The 25,717-nt window shown below is 57.6% G+C and carries 17 protein-coding genes; 12 read left to right on the top strand and 5 right to left on the bottom strand.

Annotated features, from left to right (window positions below):
* Positions 1–119: 119 nt before the first annotated feature.
* The 4 genes from pdhA (at position 120) to QBL02_RS12505 (ending at position 4,331) form a co-directional block, all read left to right on the top strand.
* The gene (gene pdhA / locus QBL02_RS12490) at positions 120–1,202 is read left to right on the top strand and encodes a pyruvate dehydrogenase (acetyl-transferring) E1 component subunit alpha (protein ID WP_282726755.1); all 1,083 of its coding nucleotides are present in this window, start codon (positions 120–122) and stop codon (positions 1,200–1,202) included.
* Entirely contained in the window at positions 1,199–2,191 is a 993-nt protein-coding gene (locus tag QBL02_RS12495) for an alpha-ketoacid dehydrogenase subunit beta (protein ID WP_282726756.1), read from the top strand. Before pdhA ends, QBL02_RS12495 begins: the two co-directional genes overlap by 4 nt.
* Positions 2,192–2,203: 12 nt before the next feature.
* A complete protein-coding gene (locus QBL02_RS12500; RefSeq protein WP_282726757.1) occupies positions 2,204–3,421 on the top strand; it encodes a dihydrolipoamide acetyltransferase family protein in 1,218 nt (405 codons plus the stop codon).
* 79 nt (positions 3,422–3,500) lie between these two features.
* Positions 3,501–4,331, top strand: coding sequence for a hypothetical protein (locus tag QBL02_RS12505; RefSeq protein ID WP_282726758.1), 831 nt, complete (start codon positions 3,501–3,503; stop codon positions 4,329–4,331).
* Positions 4,332–4,709: 378 nt separating this feature from the next.
* Here the strand turns inward: QBL02_RS12505 and QBL02_RS12510 are convergent, their stop codons facing one another.
* The gene (locus tag QBL02_RS12510; RefSeq protein ID WP_282726759.1) at positions 4,710–5,606 is read right to left on the bottom strand and encodes a MurR/RpiR family transcriptional regulator; all 897 of its coding nucleotides are present in this window, start codon (positions 5,604–5,606) and stop codon (positions 4,710–4,712) included.
* A 24-nt stretch (positions 5,607–5,630) separates the two neighbouring features.
* Positions 5,631–6,863, bottom strand: a complete 1,233-nt coding sequence (locus QBL02_RS12515) for a M20 family metallopeptidase (RefSeq protein ID WP_282726760.1) — start codon at positions 6,861–6,863, stop codon at positions 5,631–5,633.
* A 222-nt stretch (positions 6,864–7,085) separates the two neighbouring features.
* On the opposite strand from QBL02_RS12515, the gene QBL02_RS12520 reads away from it, so the two are divergent.
* From QBL02_RS12520 to QBL02_RS12550, 7 genes are all read left to right on the top strand, one after another.
* On the top strand, positions 7,086–8,354 hold the full coding sequence (locus tag QBL02_RS12520) for a cyanophycinase (RefSeq protein WP_282726762.1): 1,269 nt from the start codon (positions 7,086–7,088) through the stop codon (positions 8,352–8,354).
* Positions 8,355–8,365: 11 nt separating this feature from the next.
* Positions 8,366–9,988 carry an ABC transporter substrate-binding protein gene (locus QBL02_RS12525; RefSeq protein WP_282726763.1) on the top strand — a complete coding sequence of 541 codons (1,623 nt, stop codon included), beginning with the start codon at positions 8,366–8,368 and terminating at the stop codon, positions 9,986–9,988.
* Positions 9,989–10,112: 124 nt separating this feature from the next.
* Entirely contained in the window at positions 10,113–11,063 is a 951-nt protein-coding gene (locus QBL02_RS12530; protein ID WP_282726764.1) for an ABC transporter permease, read from the top strand.
* Positions 11,064–11,065: 2 nt separating this feature from the next.
* Positions 11,066–12,130, top strand: a complete 1,065-nt coding sequence (locus QBL02_RS12535; RefSeq protein ID WP_282726765.1) for an ABC transporter permease — start codon at positions 11,066–11,068, stop codon at positions 12,128–12,130.
* Entirely contained in the window at positions 12,127–13,872 is a 1,746-nt protein-coding gene (locus QBL02_RS12540) for an ABC transporter ATP-binding protein (RefSeq protein ID WP_282726766.1), read from the top strand. Before QBL02_RS12535 ends, QBL02_RS12540 begins: the two co-directional genes overlap by 4 nt.
* Positions 13,869–15,509, top strand: coding sequence for an amidohydrolase (locus tag QBL02_RS12545; protein ID WP_282726767.1), 1,641 nt, complete (start codon positions 13,869–13,871; stop codon positions 15,507–15,509). The genes QBL02_RS12540 and QBL02_RS12545 overlap by 4 nt, the downstream gene beginning before the upstream one ends.
* A complete protein-coding gene (locus QBL02_RS12550; protein WP_282726768.1) occupies positions 15,506–16,987 on the top strand; it encodes an amidohydrolase family protein in 1,482 nt (493 codons plus the stop codon). The genes QBL02_RS12545 and QBL02_RS12550 overlap by 4 nt, the downstream gene beginning before the upstream one ends.
* Before the next feature lie 88 nt (positions 16,988–17,075).
* Here QBL02_RS12550 and QBL02_RS12555 read toward each other — a convergent pair whose 3' ends face one another.
* Complete coding sequence (locus tag QBL02_RS12555) at positions 17,076–20,159, bottom strand: hypothetical protein (RefSeq protein WP_282726769.1); 3,084 nt, start codon at positions 20,157–20,159, stop codon at positions 17,076–17,078.
* Between the two features lie 256 nt (positions 20,160–20,415).
* A complete protein-coding gene (locus tag QBL02_RS12560; protein WP_282726770.1) occupies positions 20,416–22,860 on the bottom strand; it encodes a LuxR C-terminal-related transcriptional regulator in 2,445 nt (814 codons plus the stop codon).
* Positions 22,861–23,239: 379 nt separating this feature from the next.
* On the opposite strand from QBL02_RS12560, the gene QBL02_RS12565 reads away from it, so the two are divergent.
* A complete protein-coding gene (locus QBL02_RS12565; protein WP_282726771.1) occupies positions 23,240–24,928 on the top strand; it encodes a leucine-rich repeat protein in 1,689 nt (562 codons plus the stop codon).
* Here QBL02_RS12565 and QBL02_RS12570 read toward each other — a convergent pair.
* Positions 24,925–25,713 carry a phosphoesterase gene (locus tag QBL02_RS12570; RefSeq protein WP_282726772.1) on the bottom strand — a complete coding sequence of 263 codons (789 nt, stop codon included), beginning with the start codon at positions 25,711–25,713 and terminating at the stop codon, positions 24,925–24,927. The two genes, QBL02_RS12565 and QBL02_RS12570, sit on opposite strands and share 4 nt — an antisense overlap.
* Positions 25,714–25,717 lie beyond the last annotated feature (4 nt).

Below are 25,717 nucleotides of genomic sequence, written 5' to 3' on the forward strand. Positions count from 1 at the left end.
TAATGAAACGAAATCTGTTTCATTAACTCGGTGGGGGAACATCACACCCGCACCGTAAAAGTCTTTTCGACCTCAACACAGACGAAAGGGCAGGAATGCAAGAAGGAGAGAACCCAGTTATGTCTGCACCAAAAACGCAGTCTCGACGCGCTACATCGCGCAGCAAGGGCAAGTTGGGTGAGCTTTCCGCCGATGAAACACGTAGTTTCTATCGGCAAATGCTGATGATTCGCCGCTTCGAAGAGCGAGCCGCACGCGCCTACACAGAGGCAAACATCGGCGGATACTGCCACCTCAACCTAGGCGAAGAAGCAGCAGTTATCGGAATTACCGCTGCTATGCGCAAGAGCGACTACCTGTATACGAACTACCGCGAACACGGCTACGCACTCGCGCGAGGAATCGCTCCCGAACGACTCATGGCCGAACTATTTGGGAGACAGGACGGTGTCTCAAAGGGTTGGGGCGGATCAATGCACATGTTTGACGTCGCCACCAGGTTCATGGGCGGATACGGCATTGTCGGAGGACAAATACCACTCGCCACCGGAACAGCACTCGCGATTGACTATCGAAGCGGCACCGAAGCAGTGGTGTGCCTCATGGGCGACGGTACCACCAACATTGGTGCCTTCCACGAGTCACTGAACCTCGCCGCCATCTGGAATCTACCCGCGGTGTATGTGGTGAACAACAACGGCCTAGGAATGGGAACGACAGTGGAACAATCCTCGGCCGAGCCTGAACTCTACAAACGGGCCGCCGCCTATCGTATGTCATCGGCGCGAATCGACGGGAACAACCCCGAAACTGTGTACGCGGCAATGCTGAAAGCCCTTGAATCCGCGCGAAACGGCAAGCCGTACCTGCTTGAGGTCATGACCGGGCGCATGAAAGGCCACTCGGTGGTTGACCCAGCGAAATATCGAAATACAGACGAAGTGGCTGCGGTGCAAGCAGCAGACCCCGTTACGGCTTACGCCAGTGAACTCCTGAAACGCGGGGTGCTTCTCGAGGGTGACCTGGCAGAACTCGATGCCGAAACCAAAGCAGCGGTGCATGCGGCCGTGCTATTCGCCGAGCAAAGCCCGCACCCCGATGTGACGACCCTTTTTGACTACAACTATGCAACGCCTGTACCAAACGACTCACAACGGTTGCCGGGCGAACGCCTGTACCCCGCAGAGGAGCTCCCAGCATGAGCGTCATGAGCTACCGCCAGGCTTTGCACGACGCCCTGCGCGAAGAAATGCTACGAGATCAGAATGTCTTTTTGATCGGCGAAGAAATTGGCGTGTTCGAAGGCTCATACAAGATTACGGCAGGATTGCTTAAAGAATTCGGCGAGAAGAGAGTCCGCGATGCCCCAATTGCCGAAGAAGGCTTCACGGGAGCCGCAATTGGCGCCGCAATGGTCGGCTTGCGGCCGGTCGTTGAAATCATGACCATCAACTTCTCACTACTCGCTCTGGACCAGATCGTGAACCATGCGGCGAAAATCTACGGCATGTTTGGCGGGCAAGTCAGCGTTCCCATGGTGATTCGCACTCCGGGCGGTGGCGGACAGCAGCTCGGGGCCACACACTCACAAAACATTGAGCTCTACTACGCCTTTGTGCCCGGCATGAAAGTAGTCGCACCAGCCACGCCGGCTGACGCAAAAGCAATGATGCGGGCAGCTATTCGCGACAACGATCCGGTGCTTTTTCTCGAGAACCTATCGCTCTACAACACTGTCGGTGAAGTGCCAGATGACCTGCCCGAAATAGAAATCGGTAAGGCGCACGTAGCGAGGCAGGGGAGTGACATCACTGTGATCGCCTACTCCAGAATGAGCACCGTGGCGTTGCAGGCTGCCGAGACGCTGGCTGCCGAGGGCATAGACGTTGAGGTGATTGATTTGCGCAGCCTACGACCACTTGATCGAGAAACCATCATTCGCTCAGTCAAAAAGACCAACTGCGCAGTCATGCTGGAAGACGACTGGCTCACCTATGGCATCGGCGCCGAGATTGCCGCGACCATTTCTGACGGGGCATTCGACTGGCTCGACGCGCCGGTGAGACGAGTGGCTATGGCCGAAGTGCCCATGCCCTACGCAAAATCGCTCGAAGCTGCCGCCCTGCCATCACTCGAGGACGCGCTCACCGCAATACGCGAAACCATCGAAGCCGTAGCGCGGCGCAGCTGAAAGGACCAACTCATGATCGATGTACTGATGCCACGCCTCTCAGACACCATGACCGAGGGAACCATCGCTACCTGGCGAAAACAAGTTGGTGACACCGTCACTGCCGGGGAAGTGCTCATGGAAATCGAGACAGACAAAGCCCTGATGGAACAGGAAGCCTATGAAGATGGAACGCTGAGCGAAATCATTGTTGCCGAGGGTGAGCCCGCGCCAATCGGCACGCTCATCGCACGGATCGATAACGGCAGTGGGCCTGAGGAGGCCATTTCAGCGCCAGACGCAAGAGCTAACAGCGATACTTCCGCTAGCGCAACCACCACTCCCGATACGCGTCTATTGGCCAGCCCACTGGTGCGAAAGTTGGCTCGGGAGCGGGGGATCGACCTCGCCCCGATTCAGGGAAGTGGCCCAGGGGGCCGAATTGTGCGTGCGGACATTGAAGCTCGGGCGTTGCCTGCGACAGTTGCCGCGGTCAGCACTACCGATCGCAATGTGGACGCCCAGCGTGGAGCAGCGGCAGTCAGCGAGGGCGATCCCGTCTCCGTTGTGCCCTTCGATCCGATTCGCCAAACGATTGCGAAGCGGCTCAGCGAAAGTGCTACGACAATCCCAAGTTTTACCGTGACGAGCTCGGCAGATGTTACAGAGTTGCTCGAACTTCGGCACACGCTGAATGCGGCGCTCGATGCCCGGGGCGAAAAGCTGAGCGTAAACGATCTGATCGTTCGCGCAGTCGCGCTGGCTTTGCGGGCGCACCCCGGCGTAAACGCCTCGTATACGTCAGAGGGTGTCGGAGCTACCGTGCTGCATTCAGATGTGCACATTGGAGTTGCAATGGCTACGGCTGCGGGCCTCGTAGTGCCCGTGATCCGAAACGTAGACACACAATCGGTAACTGCGATCGCGAAGGCCGTAAAGGAGATGGCAATAAAAGCTGCAGAACGCAGACTCTCACCCGCCGAGATGAGTGAGGGCACTTTCACGGTGAGCAATCTCGGCATGTTTGGGGTGGATCAATTCGACGCGATCATAAACCCGCCGCAGGGAGCGATTCTTGCAGTGGGTGCCGCGCGAGACGAACTTCAGTTGCGTGATGGTGCGGTTGTTCAGCGCATACGTATGAGTTTCACCCTCACTTCTGATCACCGCATTATTGATGGCGCACTTGCTGCTCAGTTCTTGAAGGAGTTGACCGCTCTTATCGAGACTCCGATGCGCGTGATTGCATAAGGGAACGCAATAGCGGTTAGGGTGGCGTTAACTGAACGTCGCCACTTAGGGACACCAAGCCACATCGGGGGGATACGCGGTGCACACTCAACTGGATAGCGAAAGCTACGCGCGGGAGATTGTGCGAGCGTTGGCGCTTCGAGCCGAACAACAATTCGGCTCGAAGCTCTCCGGTGTCTTTATGCTGGGCAGTCTTGCACACGGAGGTTTTGCCCCAGACTCAAGCGACATTGATGTGGCGCTTGTGCTGCATGAGGTTGACGCAGAAACCAGGGGAGAGGTTGCTCGGCTGCGTGATTGGGCTGCTGCCAACTTTGACACTCCGCTTGCAGGCAGAGTGTCAATCTTCTGGAGCGATCTTGCGCATCTTGAGACCGGGGCGGGGCAGCACATGCGTCTAGGTGCGGTGGATCGCGCAGATCTTCTTGCTTTTGGAGTGTGCATGGGTGGGACAGACCTTTCCGATCGAAGCGCGCTGCCCACAAGGGACGAGTTGGTTGCTGAGGGGGCGAAATTCGCTGTCGAGAAATTCACGCTTGAATACGTTGAGACGCCAGCAGAGGCACTTATTTCTGGTGGGCCGAGGCAGGCCACGAAATATGTGCTTTTCCCGGTGCGATTGCTTTACACCTTGCACAGCGGCAACATCGGCCTGAATGAAGCAGCCGCGCAATGGTATGTTTCAGGAAAGCGTGCGTATTTCACCCTCGTGCAAATGGCTTTTGAATGGCGCCAGCGGGGAAGTATTACTGGCGGTGAGGCGATCGATGAGATTCGAAAGTTCGGGCCTTCGCTTTACGCAGAGTTATTTCACGAGCTCGGCAATGAGCCAGCAATAAGTTCAATGATGCGAGAGGTGTTCGCGGAGCGCGCGAGCAAGATTGACGCACGAGGGACGATGGTCTCGTAACTATCTGTTCTGCCTATGAAAAGGTTTTTCGGCGAAGCGGCTGAGTGTCGGGGTAGCTCGGTTTGGGGCGGTAGGGAACCTCTAGAGATCTTTGACCTGACATAATACAGATTATCCCACTAATAGTAATTTTGAGTCACACCTGATGAATTAGCAAGGATCACGTGCCGGCGTGCTCGCGCAATCGCGTGCGCGAAAACCAATCACTGTTGACGCCAACACAACGGCTTCGCTCAGAACGATCCTCAGGATCAAGCGAACAACCTCCGCGCACACAACTGAATCAGTTTGCTAAGGATTCGCCTGGTCCAACGAGCAATCGGCCCCGACCGCGCAAATCCCCCGAAAAACAACCTGACATAACGTGGAGGTGGTTGTTTACAGGACAGAGAGCTGTTGTGCCGTAGCTTCGATCCGCGCGATTCGTTCCCGTGCCGGTTCGCCAATTCGAACCAACAGCGCTTCAAAAAGCGCCTCGATCATTGCCATCACTGGCACAACCGAATCAAACGGCCCACGCTCTGAGGCAACGCTTGTCAAAACAGCATCGGCCTCTGGCGCACACGGCGACAACCACTGATCGGTGATCACAATGACACTTGCGCGACGTGACGTTGCGAGCTGCACAAGCTCTCGTGTCGACGCTTCGTAGCGACGGAAATCAAAGGCAACCAGCACGTCTTTTGATCCGAAATCTGCCATCGTTGCGGCTCGAAGGCTCGCCATTTCGGGCACCATTCGCACCTCTGTGCGCAATTGCTGCAAACTCGCGGCGAGGTACTGCGCCAGAAATCCGCTGTAACGGCCGCCAACGATCCAGATTCGGTTTTTGGGAGCGGCGAGAGCGTCAAGCGTGGTGTTGAAGTCATGCTCAGTGAGGCCCGCAAAGGTTGATTTCAGGTCTTCCGACGGTGGCGTTGCGAGCTCCGCGAGCTGGTCTCCCCTAGTTGCCCTTCGGTTTGAGCTTGTGCGCTCATAAAGAGATGCGGGTGAAGCGCCACGCATTTCGAGCTCGATCCGAAGCGCTTTCTGGAAATCTGGAAAGCCTCGGTAGCCCAGCCTGCTCGTGAATCGCACCACCGTCGCGCCACTGACACCAGCGATCTCAGCCAACCCGGCGACGGTCTCAAAGCCAGCGCCCGGATAGGTCGCCAGCAGTGTTCGGGCCACTTTTCTCTCAGCGGGGGTACACTCCCCCATCCGCTCGCGAATTCGAGAGGCAACAGAGTCCTCTGCATCGTGCGTCGTTGACGCGCGGAGCGAATCTGAGTTCACGGTGCGACCTCCAGGTGATCGGAATTATGCCGATGCGGCTGTGCGTAGCGCCTCGAGGCTGTCGGCTTCGACGGGACTCGCTGCGCCGAGTGTATCAATGAGCGTGGCTAGGAACGCGACACGCTGCGGAACGGTGCGAAGTTGCAGCCACTCGCCGGGTGTGTGGTCTCCGCCCCCAATCGGGCCAAGTCCATCTAAGGTTGGCACGCCAAGCGCAGACACACGATTGGCGTCAGAAACGCCGCCTGTGGTGGCGAGACGAATGCTGAAACCGAGCGAATCTGCAATCTTCGAAGCTGCGGCTCCGATCGACTCACTCGCAGCCGTTCGTTCCATTGGCGGGCAATCTTCAAGCTCAAGAATCGAAATCTTGGTGCCTGGAACGAGTGGCTTTGCAATTCGCTCACGAATCTTTGCCATCAGCAATTCGAGGTCTTCTTGCCTTGGTGCGCGCATTTCAACCGATAGCCTCGCGTAATCAGGAACGATGTTGAGTCGCTCGCCCGCACGAAGCTTGCCGACGTTGACTGTGATCCCGGCAGGCCAATCGGCAATTGATTGCAAAAAGATGGTGAGGTGCGCGGCTTCGAGTCCCGCGTGCGCCCCGCGCTCGGGCTCGATTCCCGAGTGCGCGGCAATACCGTCAATTTCGAGTTCAAGATCGATGACGCCCTTGCGCGCAGCCACCAGGTCACCGTTTTCACGCGCGCACTCAAGGCAAAGTGCAACATCAACGTCGCGTGCAGCGCTCGCAAGAACGGTGCGCCCAAAGGGTGAACCAATCTCCTCGTCTGGGGTGAACACCAACACAAGTTCGGAGTAGCGTTCACTCCCCTCCGCGATGAGGTGGGCGGCCGCATGCAATCCAGCAACGATGCCTGCCTTGTCGTCTGTGACGCCGGGGCCGTGCGCAAGTCCATCGCTATCGATGCTGAAAGGACGCTTCGCTGCGTCACCGCGCAGAAATACCGTATCCATGTGCGCAAACAGCAGCACTCGACTCTGGCCACTTCCCTTACGGCGCGCAACCAGCGCATCTCCGTAACGGGCTTGGCCCGTTGCCTCATCGCTTGGTGCAGTCTGCCGCTCGATCGAGAATCCTAGGGCAACGAGTCTGTCTGAAACCCAATCGGCAACTCGGTTGACACCCGCGGGATCATCGGAGCCAGAATCGATCCCCACTAGGGCGCTGAGGTCACTCGTGTACTGCGATGCAGCAGCCTCAGCGCTGCGCAGCATGTTGCGTACGAAATCCACATTGCTCCTTTACATGCAAGATTGCAATGAACGTTACATGTTTATTTCATAATTCACCAACAGAAATGTGTATTTCAAAGTGCAATTGTGCGAGAGATTGCATATGGATAAAGGGAACACGCCCAATTCGACGAACTCTTACATTCCCGAAATAGGCGTTTCAGTAATTGCGAATGACCCAAAGGTGTGAAATGATTCGATCACTTCAACGAGGAGGAATTTGTGAGCAACCCCGCATCGCACGCCACACGGAACGCCCCGCGCCTTCACGCGCCAGCGGCGGGCACACTCGTGCTGATTGGCGGGGCTCTTGAAGAAGATCCAGTCATCTTGCAGCGAATTGTTTCACTCGCAGCCAACTCGCGATCCGACCACAACGACACCTCTCCCCCGCGAATCTCGATTCTCACGACAGCTTCCGAACCAGCAAACTCGGCCGCAGCAGCAAGTTCGAACGAAGAAGAAAACGACGAAGCCGACGGGCGCTACTACGTCGAGCTCTTCGCCAGGCACGGAGCCCTCGGCGTACCCGTACCCATCGGAGTCGCGACCGAACCAAGCTTTTCCGGCTCAAACTATCTGCGCTCGAATGCGCTGAGCGAGCAGATCGCAGAGTCTGTGCGATCCAGCGATGCCATCTTTTTAGGTGGCGGCGACCAAACCCACTACCTGCTCGCCCTCTTTCAAAGCGCACAAGCAGGCGAACCCCCATTCGGTGAACGCTTCGACACGCCTGTCATGACGGCTATGCGCGATGTACTTGCTCGCGGCGGCGTAATCGCCGGCACAAGTGCCGGGCTCGCCGTGCAGCAGGCAGCTCCAATGGTCTCAGGCGGAGACAGCCGCGAAGCATGGCTCTACGGAGCCAGCGCTGGCTACGCCGACGACAATCGGCTGCGATACATACCAGCCGGTGGACTCGGATTCTTTGGTGAAGGTTTGCTCGATTCACACTTCAACGAATGGGGCCGAGTGGCACGCGCCGTCAAGCTCGCGCATGCGTGCAGTGAACGGCTAGCAATCGGAGTTGATGAAAACACCGCGCTCATCTACTCACCGGCTTCACGCCGTGGCGAAGTAATCGGCAGCGGCGGCGTCAGCATTCTTGACCTGAGTGAAGCCACGTTCGCGGAGGGCATCAACGGCGCAGCTGCAACTGATGTTCGGTGGAGCCACTACACGGTCGGTGACCACTACGATTTCGCAAACGGCGAAGCCCAGAGAGCGAACGAAACTCATGCGATACCCGGCAACAGCGCTTCGCCTACAACGGCGATCGACGTCTGGGCAGAAGAGAACGGCCTCGCACTATTGCGCCTGGCCCAGACACTAGTCGCCTCACCCGAGCGCATCGCAGCCGGCGAATCTTCGCTCACTGACGAAACACGTTTTCGGATCACCCTGCACCGAGACGAGCGCACCAGCTGGAACGCTGCCGGTGGATTCGCAGACCTCAAACTTTCTATAACCCCCATCGCACCATCAGCTTAGAAAGGCAACGAATGCCATATTCACACTCCACCACGGGTGATAACGCCCGGACGTTTGCCCGCAAGGCGCGACGTTTCGCAACCGGCACAGCCATGGTCACAGCCGGAGCACTGTTGCTCGCAGGTTGTGCCTCAGGCGGCAACTCCGGCGGCGACGCAGACAAAAACATGGTAAACCTGGTCACTCCAGCGCAACCAGAGAGCATGGACCCGCAGATCTCAACCGATTCGATCATGGGCGAAATTGCCAGCCCAATCTTCGAAACGCTCGTGACAACAGATGAAAACCTGCAGGTCACACCAATGCTGGCCGAATCGTTCGAAGCAAACGCCGACAACACTGAGTACACATTTGTGCTGCGTGAGGGCGTCAAATTTCAGGACGGCAGCGATATGGATGCCGACGACGTCGTCGCATCGATGAACCGTTGGCTTCGAGTATCGGTTGCTGCGGTCGAGGCATTCGCGGGCGCAGAGTGGACCAAGGTCGACGATCGCACAGTGAAGCTCACCACGCCGTCGGCAAGCTTTCTGCACCTGCTCTACCTTTCGCAGGTCAGCACTGCCTTCCCAGCAGTACTTCCGCTAGAAGTCGTTGATAAGGTCGGTGACGCGCCCATTCAGGAAGTCAGCGACATCATCGGTACCGGTCCATACAAGCTTGTTGAATGGGACGCTGACCAGAAAATCGTGATCGAGAAGTGGGACGATTACCAGTCAGTAGAAGCGCCATCAAGCGGTCGTAGCGGCGCGAAAGAGGCGAAGCTGGACCAGGTAGTCTTCAACTTCGTAGCAGACGCATCCACACGCTCGCTCGGCCTGCAGTCGGGTCAGTACGATGCAACCACTGAGCTGCCTTTCGACAGCCTGGAGCAGTTCCAGAACGATCCCAATTTGGTGCTCGACACCTACATGGTTGGCCCAATCAACCTGGTATACAGCGACGATCCATCAAGCAAGTTCTCGAATGTGATCAACCGTCAAGCCATCAACACTGGACTTGACCGCGACCCAATCATGCTCGCCGCCGTTGGCTCAGCTGATCTGTACGATCTAGTGCACCACAACATGACACTCGGCCAGGCCGCGATCTGGGACACCGAAGTTGGCAAAGCAGACTTCAATCAGGCCGACGTCGAGAAGGCAAAGAAGATGCTCGCCGAGGGCGGCTACGACGGCTCGCCAGCGGTAGTGCTCGCAAACAAAGATTACTCGGAAGCATACAACTCAGCAGTTGTCGTGGTTGAGCAGCTGAAGGCAATGGGTGTAGACGCAACACTCGACGCCTACGAGTGGGGCGCATTCAGCGAGAAATACCGTGAGCGTCGTGGCGAGTGGGATTTCGTGGTCTTCCCGTTCGGTACCGAGCTTGACCCAACCCAAACCATCGGCTTCCTGCCAACCCGTGCGGGTTACTTCGATGGACCAGAGCTTCAGGCACTGCTGACCAAGTTCCGTAGCGCGCCAACTCAGGCCGACGCGAGCGCCATTTACGACGAGATGCAGCAGTGGATCGAAGACACTAGGCCAATGAGCCGAATCGGCGATGCACACAATGTGTACGCTGCGAACAAGGATCTCGAACTGCCTTGGTTCGATGGTCGCTTTGTCTGGTGGAACGCTCACTGGAAGTAAGCAGTACCGGGTGGTGTGGTGATCAGAACCCGGGTCACCACACCACCGCTGGCCCCAACAGTGCTCAGCTGACCATAAGTTTTGCCCCGCTCCCCCGCCAAACCCCCTGAAGACCGGAACACCGATGCTTAGATTCATCTTCCGCAGACTGCTCAGCCTGATTCCAGTGCTGTTTGTAGTGTCTGTGGTGATCTTCTCCCTGATCCACCTCACGCCCGGTGATCCAGCGCGCCGAATTCTCGGCGAAAAAGCCTCAGACCAGGCGGTAGCGGCGCTCCACGCGAGTATGGGCCTCGACGCACCCGTGGTCGTGCAGTACTTCAAATGGGTCGGCGGAGTATTTACCGGCAACCTTGGCAACTCATACTTCCTGAACAAAACAGTTGTTGAAGCAATTGGCGACAACGCAGTGCCAACTATTCAGCTCGCCATAATCGCGATTCTCGTCGCTGTGCTGCTAGCCGTGCCGTTTGGCACCCTGGCGGCCCGCTACCGTGATGGAGTTCTTGACCGTTCGGTGAACGCCTTCACACTGATCGGCATGACCGTGCCGAGCTTTGTACTAGCGCTCGCGATGATGCTGATCTTCGGGCTGAGCCTGCGTTGGCTGCCCATTTCGGGGTACATTAACCCCTTTGAAAACTTCGCTGATGGCCTGCGCACTCTGCTCATGCCCGGCATCGCACTTGGCGCCATCACCGCCGCTCTCATTGCGCGAACGACCCGAGCTTCGGTGCTTGATGTGTTGGGCGCCGACTACATTGATGCCGCCCGTTCACGCGGCGTAACCGAAAAGCGTTTGCTTTTCGCGCACACCCTGAAGAACGCAAGTTTGCCCGTGCTCACCATCGTTGGACTCTCACTTGGCTCACTCGTCACGGGAGCTGCGGTGACCGAAACTATCTTTAACATTCCGGGACTCGGCCAATTACTGATCAACGCAATCTCGCGCCGCGACTACCCGGTGATCCAAGGCGTGATCCTATTCATCACCCTGATCTATTTGCTCACCAACCTGATCATCGATTTGCTCTACGGCATTGTTGATCCTCGTGTACGAGTCGGAAAGGCGTAACCATGTCACGACCTGAATCGCCAAACTCCGCTCCTTCCGGCCCGGGCCAGCGAGGAGAACAACCGGCAGATCTCGGCCCATCGAAATCGGCTCCCTCAACTCGATCAAATACTGTGCCAAGCACTCAGATGATCTCAATGAGGCCAGCCGCGAGCTACCAGCGTCCGACGCTGTGGCAACGAATGCTCGGCAACACGCAACTTATGGTTGGCCTGTTGATCATTCTGGTGATCTTTGTGATCTCGTATGTGATTCCACCTCTGCTGCAGCTCGATCCGCTAGCCGTCGACCCAGCAAACCGACTCGCGCCACCATCTTCCGAGCACGTCTTCGGCACCGATCCATTTGGGCGCGATCTTTTCGCGCGAATCGTGTCAGGTGCATCTACCTCACTCATTGTCGGATTTGTCGTAGCAGCCGTGAGCGGTGTGCTCGGCACAATCATCGGGGTCGCAGCAGTCTTTAACAGCGCACTCGATGCTGTACTCATGCGTATCTGCGATGGCCTGATGGCAATACCAGCAATTCTGCTCGCGGTAGCCCTCGCTGCCGCTCTCGGACCAAGCGTCACCAACCTAGTGATCGCGTTGACGATTGTTTACACTCCGGGGCTTGCCCGGCTGGTTCGATCACGAGCAATGGCGATCACCCAGGAAACCTTTGTGACCGCGAGCACAATGCAAGGGGCGAATATGTTCCACATCATGTGGAAGCATATTCTGCCAAACACGCTCTCGGTGCTCGTAGTGCAGTCAACCTTCACCTTCGCGGAATCGGTAATCACCGAAGCGGCGATGAGTTTTCTCGGGGCCGGTGTTCCTGCGCCGCAGGCCAGCTGGGGCAACATTCTTTACGATGGCAAAGCAGTCATCATGCAGTCACCCCAAATGATTGTGCTCACGAGCGTGTTCCTGATCGTGACAGTGCTTGCGCTGAACATGATCGGTGACGGCCTGCGCGACCTGGTAGATCAGCGCTCTCGCGCGCTGCTTGGCAAACCCGGCATCTTTGCCCGACTGTTCAACATCATCGGGCCACGCACCGTTGGAAAGGAAACCCAGCGATGAGCACCACACAAAAGGCTCTGCCTATCAAGATCGACCAGCTCACACTCGATATCGACACCCCCCAGGGAACCGTGCACGCGGTGAGCGGGGTAAGCCTCGAGCTTCGCCCCCGCGAGATCCTTGCGGTCGTTGGAGAGTCAGGTTCAGGAAAAACACTCACTGCACGCGCCGTGCTTGGTTTGTTGCCGCCACGCACAACAGCGGGCGGCGCAGTATTGCTCTCGGGCAAGAATGTGCTGACGGCTGATGCCAAGTCGCTTCGGGCGATGCGCGGCGGCGAAGCAGCAATGATTTTCCAAGAACCCTCGACTGCCTTGAACCCCGTGTTCCGTGTGGGATGGCAACTTGAAGAAGGCCTTCGCGCACACGGGATGAAAAGCAAAGCTGAGCGCCGCCGCGTGGCGATCGATATGCTGCGGGCAGTGGGCATTCCAGAACCTGAGGTTCGTGTTGACCATTACCCGCACCAGTTCTCTGGCGGTCAGAAGCAGCGAATTGTTATTGCGATGGCACTAGCGCTTCGCCCTTCAGTGATCATCGCAGACGAACCAACTACCGCCCTCGATGTCACAGTTCAAGCAGAAATCTTGCAACTGCTTCGCGAGTGCCGAGACAACTTTGGTGCGTCAATTCTGCTGATCACTCACAACATGGGTGTCGTCGCCGATCTGGCTGACCGAGTCGCAGTGATGTATCGCGGCGACTTGGTTGAAGAAGCCCCGGTTGACGAGCTTTTTCGTGCACCACGCGAGCTGTACACCCAAGAGCTACTGGCAGCTGTGCCGAGGCTTGGGAGCGGCCGTCAGGCAGGCCAAAGCACAGTGGTCACTGTCGCTGAAGAGCTCGAACAGTCGCAGTCAACCAGCACGAGCAGCGACGGGGCTGCTTCAGAAACCCCGACGGTACAGGTAAAAGACCTCGATATTGTCTATCGTTCCGGGTTCGGAAAAGACCCGGTTCGCGCGGTGCGCTCGGTCAGCCTAGATATCGCGCCCGGAGAGGTAGTTGGCCTGGTCGGTGAATCAGGGTCTGGCAAATCAACTATCGGTCGCGCTATCGGTGGACTTGAACCGATCGCTGCCGGTACGCTCAAGGTTTTCGGCGAGGATCTGCGCAAGTTGCGCGGCCGCCGCTTGCGCGAACTTCGGCGACGGGTGGGTTTTGTTTTCCAAGACCCCGCGGCATCGTTCAATTCGTTCATGACAGTTGAGGAGTGCATTACCGAGCCAATGGGCATTCACCGACTGCCCGGTGGTAAATCAGCTCACCAGCGTCGGGCGCTTGAGCTCCTTGATGCCGTCGAATTGCCAGAGTCGTATGCACAACGGTACCCATTCGAGCTCTCAGGTGGTCAACGGCAACGAGTCGGCCTAGCCCGGGCGCTTGCTCTCTCACCCGAACTCGTCATCGCGGATGAGCCAACCAGTGCACTCGACGTATCGGTGCAGGCGAAAGTGCTCGATATTTTCGCAGCGCTGCAGCGAGAGCTGGGTTTTGCCTCACTGTTTATCAGCCACGATCTTGCCGTGGTCGAAATGCTAGCGGACCGCGTAGGTGTCTTATGCAAGGGTGAACTGGTGGAGCTCGGGCCAACAGAATCAGTGTTGCACTCCCCCAAGGACCCCTACACGCAACGTCTCATCGCCGCAGTGCCGGTTCCTGATCCAGCGGTGCAGCGGAAACGCCGCGAACAGCAACTTCTCGAAAACCCTATTTTGATGCCAGAGGAGCACAGCAATTGAGTTTTGACCCGAGCGTCATTCGAGCTGACCTGGTGCTGCTTGCGGGAAGGGTACACACTGGCTGCAATGCAGACGAAGCTGCACCTGTGCCCACGGCGGTTGCCGTGAGCGGTCGCCGCATCGTCGCGGTTGGGAGTCAGCATGATGTCGCGAAATGGGACACCTCGGGCGCCCAGGTGATTCAGCTCGGCGACGCAACTGTGACTGCCGGTTTTGTCGACGCGCATGTGCACCCGCTTTCCGGCGCCGAGTCACGTCATCAGGCGCTCATGCTGCACGACTGCACCACGGTTGAACAAGTTGCAGAGCGGATCACCGAATTCGTAAAGGAACTAGGCCCTGATGAGTGGGTGCGCGGCTTCGGGCTTTCCTTCGACATGTTCGTCGGCACCGAAGTAAGTAACGCTCCGTTCGAAGCGGCTTTCGGTGGCCGACCCGCCTACCTGCTTCTCTTTGATGGGCACTCGATCATTGCCACGAATCGTGCCCTCGAACTGGCCGGTATCGATGGGCCGCGCGATTTTGGGAACAACTCTTCAATTGAGGTCGATTCTGCGGGCAGACCCACTGGCTACCTGATCGAGAGCGACGCAGAAATGCTCGTAACGGATCTTTACCCGCGTATGCCGTTTGCTGAGCGTTGCGCAGCAGTGAAGAACAAACTGCGTGAGTTTGCTGCCAGCGGTTACACCTCACTGCACCAAATGAACATGGAAGTCGGCGACCTAGAGGTACTGCGAGCCCTCGAAGCGGAAGGCGAACTGCCCGTAAAGGTCCGCGTTTCGCCTATTTGGCGGGCGAGCGATCCGTGGGCTGAAACGCTGCAAGAAATGATCTCGATGCAGGGAGTCGGCGGCCGTCGCTGGCAAATAGAGGGCGTCAAGTTCATGCTCGATGGCAGCATTGACAACGGATCCGCCTGGCTCTTTGAAGCTGACACTCGTGGCGGTGGCCTCGAACCCTACTGGGTGCCGAACGACACTTTCACCCGCACGATTCATGCTCTGAATGCGAGTGGCGTGCCGACAGCTACCCACGCGATTGGCGATCGAGCCGTCGAGTTTGTGCTCGATACGGTGCAGGCCATTCCAGCTGACGTGCCTCGGGTCACGCACCGTATTGAACACATTGAAACGATTCCCGACCGTTTGATCCCACGTTTTGTAGAACTGGGAGTTCCCGCAAGCATGCAGCCGATTCATGCCTTCGCCCAGCGGCCAGACGGACAGGACATGTGGACCACACTGCTCGGGCGCGACTCAGAGCGCGCAGCGCACGGCTGGCGGATTGCCGACCTCGATGCTGCGGGAGCCTGTGTTGCGCTCGGTTCTGATTGGCCTGTCGAAGAGTTTGATGCCAGGCGGGTATTTGCAGCGAACGTCACCCGCCGCAGGCATGGTTCTGACGGTCCCGCCGTCGATCCGCACCAGGCGCTTTCGCCCGAACGCACCCTCGCGGCGCTCACCAAAAACTGCTGGGAGTCGATCGACCAGGGCGGCAATGGAATGATCGTTCCTGGCGCCATCGCAGATCTCGCGGTGTTCGCTGAGGACCCATTGAGCTGCGACCCTGATCTCTTTGCAGAAGGCGAAGTGTTGCTGACTGTCGTGAATGGGAAGGTTTCGCACCATCAATGATTCGCCGCATTCGCTCAGCAAAGTATCTTGGGTCGCCAGAACTGCTCGATATTGAAATCGGCCATGACGGTGTGATTCAGGCGATCACGCCGGCCGACAAGGGCTCATTCGGATCAGGCGGATCACGGGAATCGTTTACTACAGCTGAAGAGATTTACGCCGGCGGCCGAACGGTGACTTCAGGTCTTTGGGACGAGCACGTTCATTTTGGGCAATGGGCTCAGCAGGCATCGCGCATCGACCTGAGTGATTGTGTAGATGCCGGGCAAGTGTTGCAGCTGGTCAGTGATGCTGCCCGCACCCAGGCAGAGGTTATTGCTGTGCGCGTGCGCGGGAGCATCTGGGGCAGAGAACTCACAAGGGAACGCCTAGACACCGCAAGTGGCACTGTGCCTGTGGTGCTTATCGGGCTTGATCTGCACAGCGCCTGGCTGAACACCGCCGCCTTACAAAAATATGGATTTGATACCGCTGGCCCGTCGCGGGTGGTGGAAGACGAGTGTTTCGCGCTTGTTCGAGAACTTGATCGAATCTCTGACGCTGAGCTTGACGAGGCGGTGCACGCTGCGGCAAATGCAGCTGCGGCCAGAGGCGTTGTGGGCGTCGTCGACTTCGAGATGCGCTGGGGTGTTGCCGACTGGCTGCGCCGCGAAGAAGCGGGTTTCGATGCGCTGCGCGTCGAAACTTCGGTCTACCCGCAGTATCTGGATAGGGCGATCGCATCGGGCCTTTCTGCCGGAACGGTGCTCGGCTCGACAGGCCTGATTCAGCTTGGACCGCTCAAGGTGATTACCGACGGCTCACTGGGCACCCATACGGCTTGGTGCTGCGAACCCTATCCGAGTGGGGATTTTGGGCGGTCACTGGTATCGAGCGACGAACTTGAAAGCCTTTTGCTTCGTGCAGACCGCGCCGGTATCTCGGCAGCAATCCACGCTATCGGAGATCAGGCTGCGTCACAGGTGCTTGAGACATTTGAGCGGACCGGGATTCAAGGCAGGATCGAGCACGCTCAGTTGCTCCGCTCGGAAGACATCGCCCGTTTCGCACGGCTAGGGATTACCGCGAGTGTGCAGCCTGAACACCTGCTTGACGACCGCGCCGCCATTGCTGAACTCTGGGCTGATCGGGCGGATCGTGCTTTTGCCTTCGCATCGCTTCTGAGCACCGGAGCCAGGCTGTGTTTCGGTTCCGATGCACCGGTTGCCCCGCTCGATCCGTGGCGCGCAATCGCTGCTGCGATCCACCGTGCATCACCTGGCGAGGAGTCATGGCGGCCTGAGCAGCGTATCTCGCTCGAGCAGGCGCTTCAGGCGTCTATGCGGGGCTCATTGCTGCCGAAGGTGGGCGAAGTGGCAGACCTGGTGTTGTTGGAGGAGGATCCACACGATCTCAGCCACCGTGAACTCGTGGAGACGCAGGTCGCAGCCACCCTCATCGCGGGTAAGCCAAGTTACCTTGCACCCAGCCTGAGCTAATTCTTTCTTTCTTTCTCAGCAGACAAGCAAGAGAGGCGCCGCCCCCGAAGGGACGGCGCCTCTCAGAGCGCTCATCTCAGCGTTCTGCTTATGCGCGGCGCTTTCGCAACACGAGGGTGCCACCTGCTGCCAGCATCAGCAGCGCGATGCCGCCGAGCCAGAGCAGTGAGCTGCCACCGGTGTTCACGAGGCCGTTGCCGCCTGCCGCAGCTGGGGACACAGATGCGTGCCAATCATCTGCGTCTTCGACGTTCTTGCCCGAGTGCACTCCGACTGCGGTCACAGTTGCGCGGTCTGCGTGATGCTGACCGGCTTGAAGCGCAGGCATCGTAGCAACACAGTCAAACTGTGTGCCAACCTCAAATTCGCCAGCCCATTCGGTGCCGGTGGAACCATCGGGGAACTCGCAGACCAGGTCGCTGATCGTTCCCTTACCCGAGATGAGTGCATCACTCACCTGCAGCTGCTTGAGAGCCTCGCGTCCGTCGTTTGAGATCGTGAAGTTGATCTGCTGTTTCGCGCCAGCAGCGAGCTGCTTTCCTGGAGCTTCGTTGAAGTCACCATCGAAGTCAGCATTCAGCAGTGCGCCAGCCGCATCAAACTCGGGGGTCTTACCCTCGTCATTCCACTTCACAATGCTGATACTCGGATCGCCAACCGGGTGAATCGTCGCAGAAGAGCCCGCTATCGTGTTCACAATGCTCTGACTGGTGTCATTGCCCGAGACCGCGAAGTAGGCGACGATGCGTCCCTGCTTCGGGTCAAGGCTCGTACCAGGCTTCTGCTTGACGGTGACGGCGCCAGATTCATAGCTCGCGATGAGATTGCCGTTGAGTTCAATCTCGCTAGCTGTCGATTCCCCATCAAGTGGGGCACCGTTGGCGTCGACATCAACAAAACCGAGGAAGTCGACACTCGCAGGCAGTACGTCTTGGCGTGGGTAGACCTCAACCGCAAACTGCGAACCGTAGTTGCCGCGCGGGATCAATTCAATCGAGTAAACAAATCGTGGCGCTACGAACTCGCCGCCCTCAATGAGTGCGTTCAGGTTCGAAACCCAGCTCCCGGTTTCTGGGTCGTAAATACGCTTGCGAAGCTCTGCTTCGTCGCCGAATGAGGTTGCCTCAGACTTCTGATCGCTCCAGTAGTCCCAGTCGGTCTTCTCGCCGAGCAGCGAAGCTCGGTTGTAGATTTCGAACGTTTCCTTATTCGTTTTGTCGAATGGAACCGTAGTCAGCACGAGATCGACGATCCACTGCTTTCCGGTTTTCTCGCCAGAAACAACGGCCTTACCTGCGTCACTCAATTCAATGACCAGGTGACCCGCTTTGTTCAGGCTCAGAGCGAAGTGTTCCTGACTGAGTGGGGTTTTTCCGTAGAGTCCGCTCACGGGGAGCGCGTTGAGATCTTCGATGTCGAAGACAGTCGTATCGACCTCGTCTACGATCTTGCTTTTCAGCGGATCAATTTGAGGCTTGGCGGTGTCAATCGTGAAGCGGTATGGCACCTGTGCGCGTTCCCCCGGGCTCACCCTGACAGCGTCGCTGTTGGTGGTCTTGTTGAACGCTGCCGAGTCGTTTACGCCTGCTTCGTAGTCTTCTGGCAGCACCACCACGGTGGCATTGTGGTCGCGTTCGGCGGTGTACCCGTCTTCGTAGGTGAAGCCGGCGCGGTTATTCCATGAGTATTGGAAACCGCCGAGCACGGTCTTGCTCGGCGCTGCGGTCAACCCTGTGACGGTGTTGAGCGCGGCACGCACCTCAATGTCGATGTTGGTGGTGTTGTCCTGCCCCACGTTCACGAGCAGGGTCTGGCCCACAATTGCGTAGTGTCCGACGTACTCTTTGGCAGCAAATTCGAGAGCGTCACCGGAGAAGTTTTTCGCCTCACTGAGCTTCTGAATCGGGCCATCACCGGTGACCGAGATGAAGTCTGAACCGGTCGACCAGGAAGCCTGGTCAATGAGCGTGTCGCTGATTACTACATTGCGCTTGAGCGTGAAGTTCTGGTTTCGTTTGTCCCAGACGGTGAGGTCTGCGTGCAGGTGGTACTTCATTTCGGCAGCCGGAAGCAGCGTTCCCTGCTCGTCGGTCAGTGCGTCGATGGTGTTCCAATTGCCAGACTTCGCAAAGTTTTCACCGATGCCAACCCCTGGAATGTTTCCGCGCAGACGGACGTCAGCAGTGCGTTCTTCGGTGCCTCCGAACATTACTTTGTTCTGCAGGTTGATGAGGTAGTCGCCGGGAACATCGTTGCGGGCTTCGTAGCGGTCTTTCAGTTCTGCTTCGAGGGCCCTCATATCGGTCACCATGACCTGGTAGGTGATGGTGAGACGCGACTGAGCGGGAACGCTCACGACTCCTGAGAATCCTTGACCGCTAAGAGTAGGAACGAAGCTCACGTTCTCTTCACCATCAGCTGTGTTGAGTGTCGCAACAAACGATCCCCGCTGGTATGTCAGGCCGGCCCCAAGCTCGTCAGCGATCTCGTAGTTGTTACGTGCATCGGCTGAGTCCATAACGAGTGTGTAGGTGAGCACTTCGTCGGTAATGCTTGGCTTGAGCCCAAGGAACGCGTAGCTGGGCGCATCGTCAATGCTTACAAACCCGTCGAGATTGTTCGGGGTGACACTCTTGCTGTAGCCATCGGTAATCTCTGTCACCGGTGGAACCTCATGCTCGACCACGAGATTGACGCCGCCCTTATCGTCGCCAATTGTCCAACTGATCGGTGCTTCGGTGTCTGCTCGCACAGACTCAGTGCTGAGGTTGATAACAAATGCGCCCTCTGCAATTCCGTTTGGAATTGGGTCTTTGAAGGTCACGGTCACAGTGCCGTCACCGTTGCCGGTGATGGTGTCGATGGCTTCGTTGCCCGGGAGGTCACCCTTCACGGTGATCTCGGGCGGCAATTCAATGTTGATCTGCGTTCCGCCGATTGGCTGCGCCGCGTCATACTGTACGCGCAGCTGGATTTCATCGCCTTCTGGAACGACGGCGTCGTTTGAGATGACCTGCCCCTTGTGCAGCACGTCAATCGCTACGGGTGGTTTATCAGCGTGTGCGGTGGCGCTCGTGACGCTGACCAGGCCGAGACTCAAGGCGGCCATACTGACCATCGCAATGGCGCGGCGCACAATGTTGCCCGCAGCTATCGGTTCTTTTTCCCTCATCTGTATTTAGCTCTCCCCTTCAAAATCCAGATTTTGTGTGAGTGCGTAAGACGACGCCCAGACACAGAAAAAGACCCCCGTAATGAAAGATCGTTCTTTCGCACGGGGGTCGTGACACACCAGTCAATCGGTGCAGCGGGAGAGAGCGAGTCCACCTTGACACAAAATCACCCTGGAGTTCACCCTGCGTGCAATTTTCGGCCACTCATTAGATACCAAGATTCACACTCCGCCATAATCGCGCAGAAATGTGTGTCTAATCCGCCTCGTGGTTATGCGTAACGAAAAGCCCGTGCAAAGCCGCTTTTGTCAGCGCTGCCTCTCGAGATGAGACGTCAAGTTTGCGATAGACGCTGCGCAATTGAGTCTTCACAGTGTTTCTAGAAATGAAGAGAGTCGCCGCTATTTCGTCGGTCGATCCAGTGGACTCGAGAAGCTGCAGGACCGTCGACTCGCGCGGAGTGAGTTTTGGTGGTGGCATTTCTGCGCCAGTCCGATGCGCCGCGCTTATGGCCACAAGCGAAAGCGCTGAATCACTCAAGCCCGCTTCGCGAAGCAGAGCAACCATCGTGGCGCGATCTTGCGGTGGCACAGTACGCAGTGGTGCTTGCAGCGTCGAAATTCGCAGCAGCTCGACCACCCGCTGCGCACTAGCGAGTGCCTCGACTCGCTCGCCCGATCGCAAAGCTGCCCCAATGAGCACAAGTTCAGCTTCGACAATGTGGCGCGGTGCCGATGACGCCTCAACTACGCGCTGAGCCTGAATCGCCGCTGCGGCCGGACGATCGAGCGCAAGCTCAATTCGGGCAAGCACGCTGCGAGCGATGGAACCGTTTTTGGCAGACCGCGCGGCAATCTTTCGAGCCTGATCGAACTTACCCTGAGCGAGCAGCAACTCGGCTTCAGCGGCGTCGAGAAAACTTCGGTCGAGTGGCGTACCAGCCTCCGTACCACGCTGTTCTCTCAATTGGCGCAGCCGAACAAGACCGAGGTCAGCATCGTCGGCGAGATTGTCTCGTCTGGAGGCAACAAGTGCGTAGAGTCGCCAGTGCTCGGTGGTTTCAAGGAAATGCGGACGCGCCAGCAACCACCTGCTTGCGGCCTCATGATCACCATCTTCAATCGCAAGAATCGCTTGAGCAAGGTAATAGAAGTCTGCCGCGTTCGTGTCTAGCCAGCCTTCTGGCCACTCTGCAGTGCTCGCAGCATCGAGCAGACGTCTCGCCAGAGGCACCTCACCGTTGAGCGCGGCGAGCCCCGCTCTCATTGAGAGCGGGTCAACACGGTCTTTGCGGCCGGCACTCATGTGCTCGGCATCGGCAAGCTCGAAACAACTACGCGCGAGCTTGACATCGCGAAGATAAAACGCGCTGATACCGAGGTGCACGTAAATCATTGGGCCAAGTCGCCCTAACGCTTCAAAGTCGCTTTCGCTGAGCGAAGAGAAGTCGCTGTAGGCCCGCCGAACTGAGTTGAGGGCGTCAACTTTGAACGGTGCAAGTCTCATCGCAGCAGCTTCAAACGCCCGGTAGACAACACGCTCACAGTGCGATCCTCTCCCTGGCTGCACACGCTGCATTAGGGACTCGCGTGCCATAAGTTGCAGAGCACGCGGCCGAGTATCTGGGTGCGAGTTGTTTAGGAGGATCAGCAGTATCGTGAGCGCGGATTGCCCCCGGAGCTTTGAGGCGGGCACTGCACTAACGATGCGAAGGGTATCTTCCCGATGCTCGAGAAACTCGACCATTCGAAAGAGCACAATCTCATTGGCAAGCTCGTAGTCTGCTCCCTGAATCGCCACTTGCAGGGCCAGCTGCTCATCCCGTTCAAGATAGGAAGAACGGATCGCTAGGGCCACCAGCTCACTGCGCTCGGAATCTGCTAGTTGCAATTCGGCATCTTCGTGGATGACTCCGCGAATGAACGGCTGCATTACGAACCAGTCGCGTTCCCAGCTCCCCATTCCGATCGTATGCAGATGATCGAGAAGGTTTTCGCGAATTCCCCAGGAACGCAATACCGCCCGGTCGACCTTCGGCACGACCGAGATTTTTACGGCAGCCTGATAGTCAAGCAGCCGCGTAATGAGTTCGGACCTGAGCTTGTTGCGCAGCCGCTCTTTTGCGATAGAGGTGTCAGAGTGCAGATCTTCAAGGCCAGCGCTTACGGCTACAGCGAGCCCACCGGTGCTCCGAATCAATTCGTGCCGCGCTTCTTCGCTCAGATGGGGTTCTGCGTCTGAGAGCTCTTCAACAGTGAACTGCAGGTCTGATCCGGTGATCAGCTTGATACCGGCCTCACAGCGCGAGGCAATCTCAACTGCGGTCTGCGCGGTACGGCTTGCGAGGGCAATTTGCAGCGCTGAATGCTGATCAATGATTGCGCCTAGCTCAGCAAATTGCCGGGTTGCAATCTGTTCTGCGTTGTCGATGACAAGGACTCCGGAACCATGTGCAGCAAAGTTCGCTATCTCGCTGAGAGGCAAGTCGCCTCGATAGTTGGGCCTGGCCCAAAAGCCTGGTTTCTTCTGCAAGTGCATCCAGGCGGCTAGCAAAGTGGTTTTGCCTGAACCAATGGGACCAGTCACCAGCGTGATGTCTGGCCAGCCGTCGAGTCGAGCGAAAAGCCGAGGGCGCGCAAATGCGTTCGCCGAGACGCGAGGCGCGATCCAGGCCCCGTGTTCATATACGTGTTCAGTCATACCCCTGCGTACGGGCACAAAAGCAGTTGATTGCATTGTGCACCCGAAGCGGCACAGTTGACCTGTGCCTGCACATCCCCCATGTGTGGTCCAAGCCAAATTTGGTGAAGTGTTCCCCCGGCTTCAACGTGCCGCACTTCCCTTCTCAAGAGCTTAGCTGCTTTTGCTGCGGGCACACTGGCGCGGCTGCCAATGAGCGTTGCACTTTGGTGAAACGCTTTGACACTGCTTCACCGCGCGAAACCTTGTTTCGCAAGATTTTTCAGTTACTTTGCAGTAACGATCATTGCTATTTAAGTCATGTGAGTTTTATTATTTAGAAGTGCGAGCATCGCGGCTCATCGGGAGTTTTTCCGCATCGCATCCTGGGGAGTTAGCAATGGTACGCAGTTCAAATAGCCGCGCGCCCCGCCATCTTCTGCGATCGCTATTGATCGGCACCATCACCGCAGCAATGCTCACCCCGCTCTTCGGCAGCGCGGCCGTCGCCATTCCCGAAACAGTTACCGGCTACGATGCAGTCCAGCGGGTGGAATTTCAATACGATAAGAACAATCTCGCTGCCGGGGCAAGCTACGTTAAAACCACCGGGGTCTCCGATGGCCATCTCGTCATCCCTGAACGGGTCATCGACACAAACCTGGCCATTCCACTCGAACTTCAAATCACTCGACTCGGTAGTGAATCACACGGCTACGAAGACACATTCTCCCGGGTAGTGGTGCCCGGGAGCGTCGAAAGCTTCGACTACCGACTCTTTCGCCGAGCGACCGTTCATGAACTCGTGTTGAGCGAAGGAATCACCAGCGTGGACGCGCGCGCCTTTCGCGAGGTAGGCCTACAAAAACTCAGTCTTCCAAGCACCATCACCACCCTTGGCGAGGAGGCATTCGCGGACAACGAGCTCACCGAGCTCGCGGTTCCGGCTTCACTCTCCGCTATCGGCGGCTCGGCATTCGCCCGTAACCAACTCCATACGCTAGTTCTCTCAGACGGCCTCACACATATTGGTGAACGCATGTTTGAGAGCAATCAAGTCACCTCTATCGCGTTGCCGGATTCAATTAGCGAAATCGGCTCTGGCAGCTTTGCAAACAACTTCATCTCGTCGATGGTGATTGGTGAGAATGTGTTGCAGATTGGCGATCAGGCCTTTGTGAACAACTCGATCTCAACGCTGACTCTCACAAACCCCGCTACCTCACTCGGCAAAATGGTGTTTGGTTTCAATAATCTGCACAGCCTCAAGCTGCCAGAAGGGATCACCACGATCCCTTCGAACGCGTTTATTGGCAATGCTCTCCTTGAACTGACACTGCCAGAATCGGTCACCAGTATCGGCCCGGGCGCCTTCGCGCTCAACGAACTCAGAGAACTCGCCTTCAGCGATAGCCTCACCACGATAGAAGACTCGGCATTCCTCGGAAACAAACTCAATCGAGTGACTTTCGGCACCAGAATTGAGTCCATCGGGCCCTGGACCTTCGGCGACAACCCGGGCCTGAACCGCGTGATCTTTCAGGGCGCTCCCCCAGCTTTCATCGATCCTGCAGACAGTGAAGGCGCATCACTCGGCACCGCTGACGGCCTGGTGGTGCTCTTCCCGCGTGAGTTCACAGAGCTGTATCTTGCAGATGATCGCAGCTCAAACCATTGGCAGGCATATGCTGCCTCACCGAGTGTGCTTCGGGTGAACTATGACACCCACGGCAGTGCCGCGATTCCGGGCGAAGACGTTGAGTACGGCCGACTGATAGGCCTGCCGAAGTCGCCCAAAAAACACGGTGCGGTGTTTACTGGCTGGTTCAGCGACGCACAACTCACGGCAAAGTTTGATCCAGCGCAGCCAGTCACAGCAGATCTCACCCTGCACGCCGGTTGGAAGAGCGTAGCGACACCGGCAAACGGAAGTGATGCGAACGGCGCCCAGGGCACTCACAACGGCCTCGCAAGAACCGGCGGCGATCCGCAGAGCCTTCCTGCAATCGCGATCGGGGCAGCTGCGCTGCTCGCGGCTGGCGCATTGTTTGTGACGAGGGATCGCCTTCGCGCAAAGGTTCGCCGCTAGGGGCAAAGGTTCGCCATAGTGCGAACCGAAAGCAAACCAACACCGACCATAGCGATTTCACCGCTTGCGAGCATCAGTGCGTCGCTGCGCGACGAAGCCGCGTAAGCCAAAAGTCCGAGCGATCCAACGAGCACAGCAATGCCCGCGATCGTGAGCACTATCGATACCACCCTTGAATAGCCGCTGAGTCCACGCTTTGACTGCACCGCTCGGGTGCGCAGCGGGCTCACAAGAGTCGCGATGGCAAAAGCGAACACAGCGAGAGCTTGCGCGCCGATCAAATCGCTCGGCCTATGCCAGCCATATTCGAGCAGCTGCCACGAAACCACGCCGAGCAGGACCGATCCGCCGATCATCACCACACCCCGCGCCTGGCTGGGCAACGCCCAGAGCAGCGCGCCGACAACGACGGCATACACCGTCATATGTCCGCTCGGAAAGGTGTTGGCGACATCGAAATCAATAAGCTCTGGCCGACCAAGCCAGGCATCTTTCAAAATTTGCGAGGCGAGGATCGCCAACGCGCTAAACACTGCCACAGTGACGGCGCGCGCAATGCCATGCACCCAGAGAGCGATCAACGAGATTACGGCGAGAGCAATAAGCACCGTGAGTGGCGAAACCAGCTGTAGTGGCCCAGCAGGGTTTGCGTTGAATGCTGAAGCGTCAAGCACCTTCTCCTCGGCACGCTGACCGAGAAAGCTCCCGACACCCAATAGGTAGGCGAGACCTCCGACGAGAAGCGCAAGCAGGGCATAGATCAGCGCACGCAGTCTCGTTTTCATAATG

It is taken from the genome of Leucobacter sp. UT-8R-CII-1-4 (assembly GCF_030010235.1).
In the GTDB taxonomy this organism is placed as follows: Bacteria; Actinomycetota; Actinomycetes; order Actinomycetales; family Microbacteriaceae; genus Leucobacter.

Coding starts and splice junctions, on each gene's coding strand:
- pdhA (WP_282726755.1), top strand. CDS start 120: ATGTCTGCACCAAAAACGCAGTCTCGACGCGCTACATCGCGCAGCAAG.
- QBL02_RS12495 (WP_282726756.1), top strand. CDS start 1,199: ATGAGCGTCATGAGCTACCGCCAGGCTTTGCACGACGCCCTGCGCGAA.
- QBL02_RS12500 (WP_282726757.1), top strand. CDS start 2,204: ATGATCGATGTACTGATGCCACGCCTCTCAGACACCATGACCGAGGGA.
- QBL02_RS12525 (WP_282726763.1), top strand. CDS start 8,366: ATGCCATATTCACACTCCACCACGGGTGATAACGCCCGGACGTTTGCC.
- QBL02_RS12530 (WP_282726764.1), top strand. CDS start 10,113: ATGCTTAGATTCATCTTCCGCAGACTGCTCAGCCTGATTCCAGTGCTG.
- QBL02_RS12535 (WP_282726765.1), top strand. CDS start 11,066: ATGTCACGACCTGAATCGCCAAACTCCGCTCCTTCCGGCCCGGGCCAG.
- QBL02_RS12540 (WP_282726766.1), top strand. CDS start 12,127: ATGAGCACCACACAAAAGGCTCTGCCTATCAAGATCGACCAGCTCACA.
- QBL02_RS12550 (WP_282726768.1), top strand. CDS start 15,506: ATGATTCGCCGCATTCGCTCAGCAAAGTATCTTGGGTCGCCAGAACTG.
- QBL02_RS12555 (WP_282726769.1), bottom strand. CDS start 20,159: ATGAGGGAAAAAGAACCGATAGCTGCGGGCAACATTGTGCGCCGCGCC.
- QBL02_RS12560 (WP_282726770.1), bottom strand. CDS start 22,860: ATGACTGAACACGTATATGAACACGGGGCCTGGATCGCGCCTCGCGTC.
- QBL02_RS12565 (WP_282726771.1), top strand. CDS start 23,240: ATGGTACGCAGTTCAAATAGCCGCGCGCCCCGCCATCTTCTGCGATCG.
- QBL02_RS12570 (WP_282726772.1), bottom strand. CDS start 25,713: ATGAAAACGAGACTGCGTGCGCTGATCTATGCCCTGCTTGCGCTTCTC.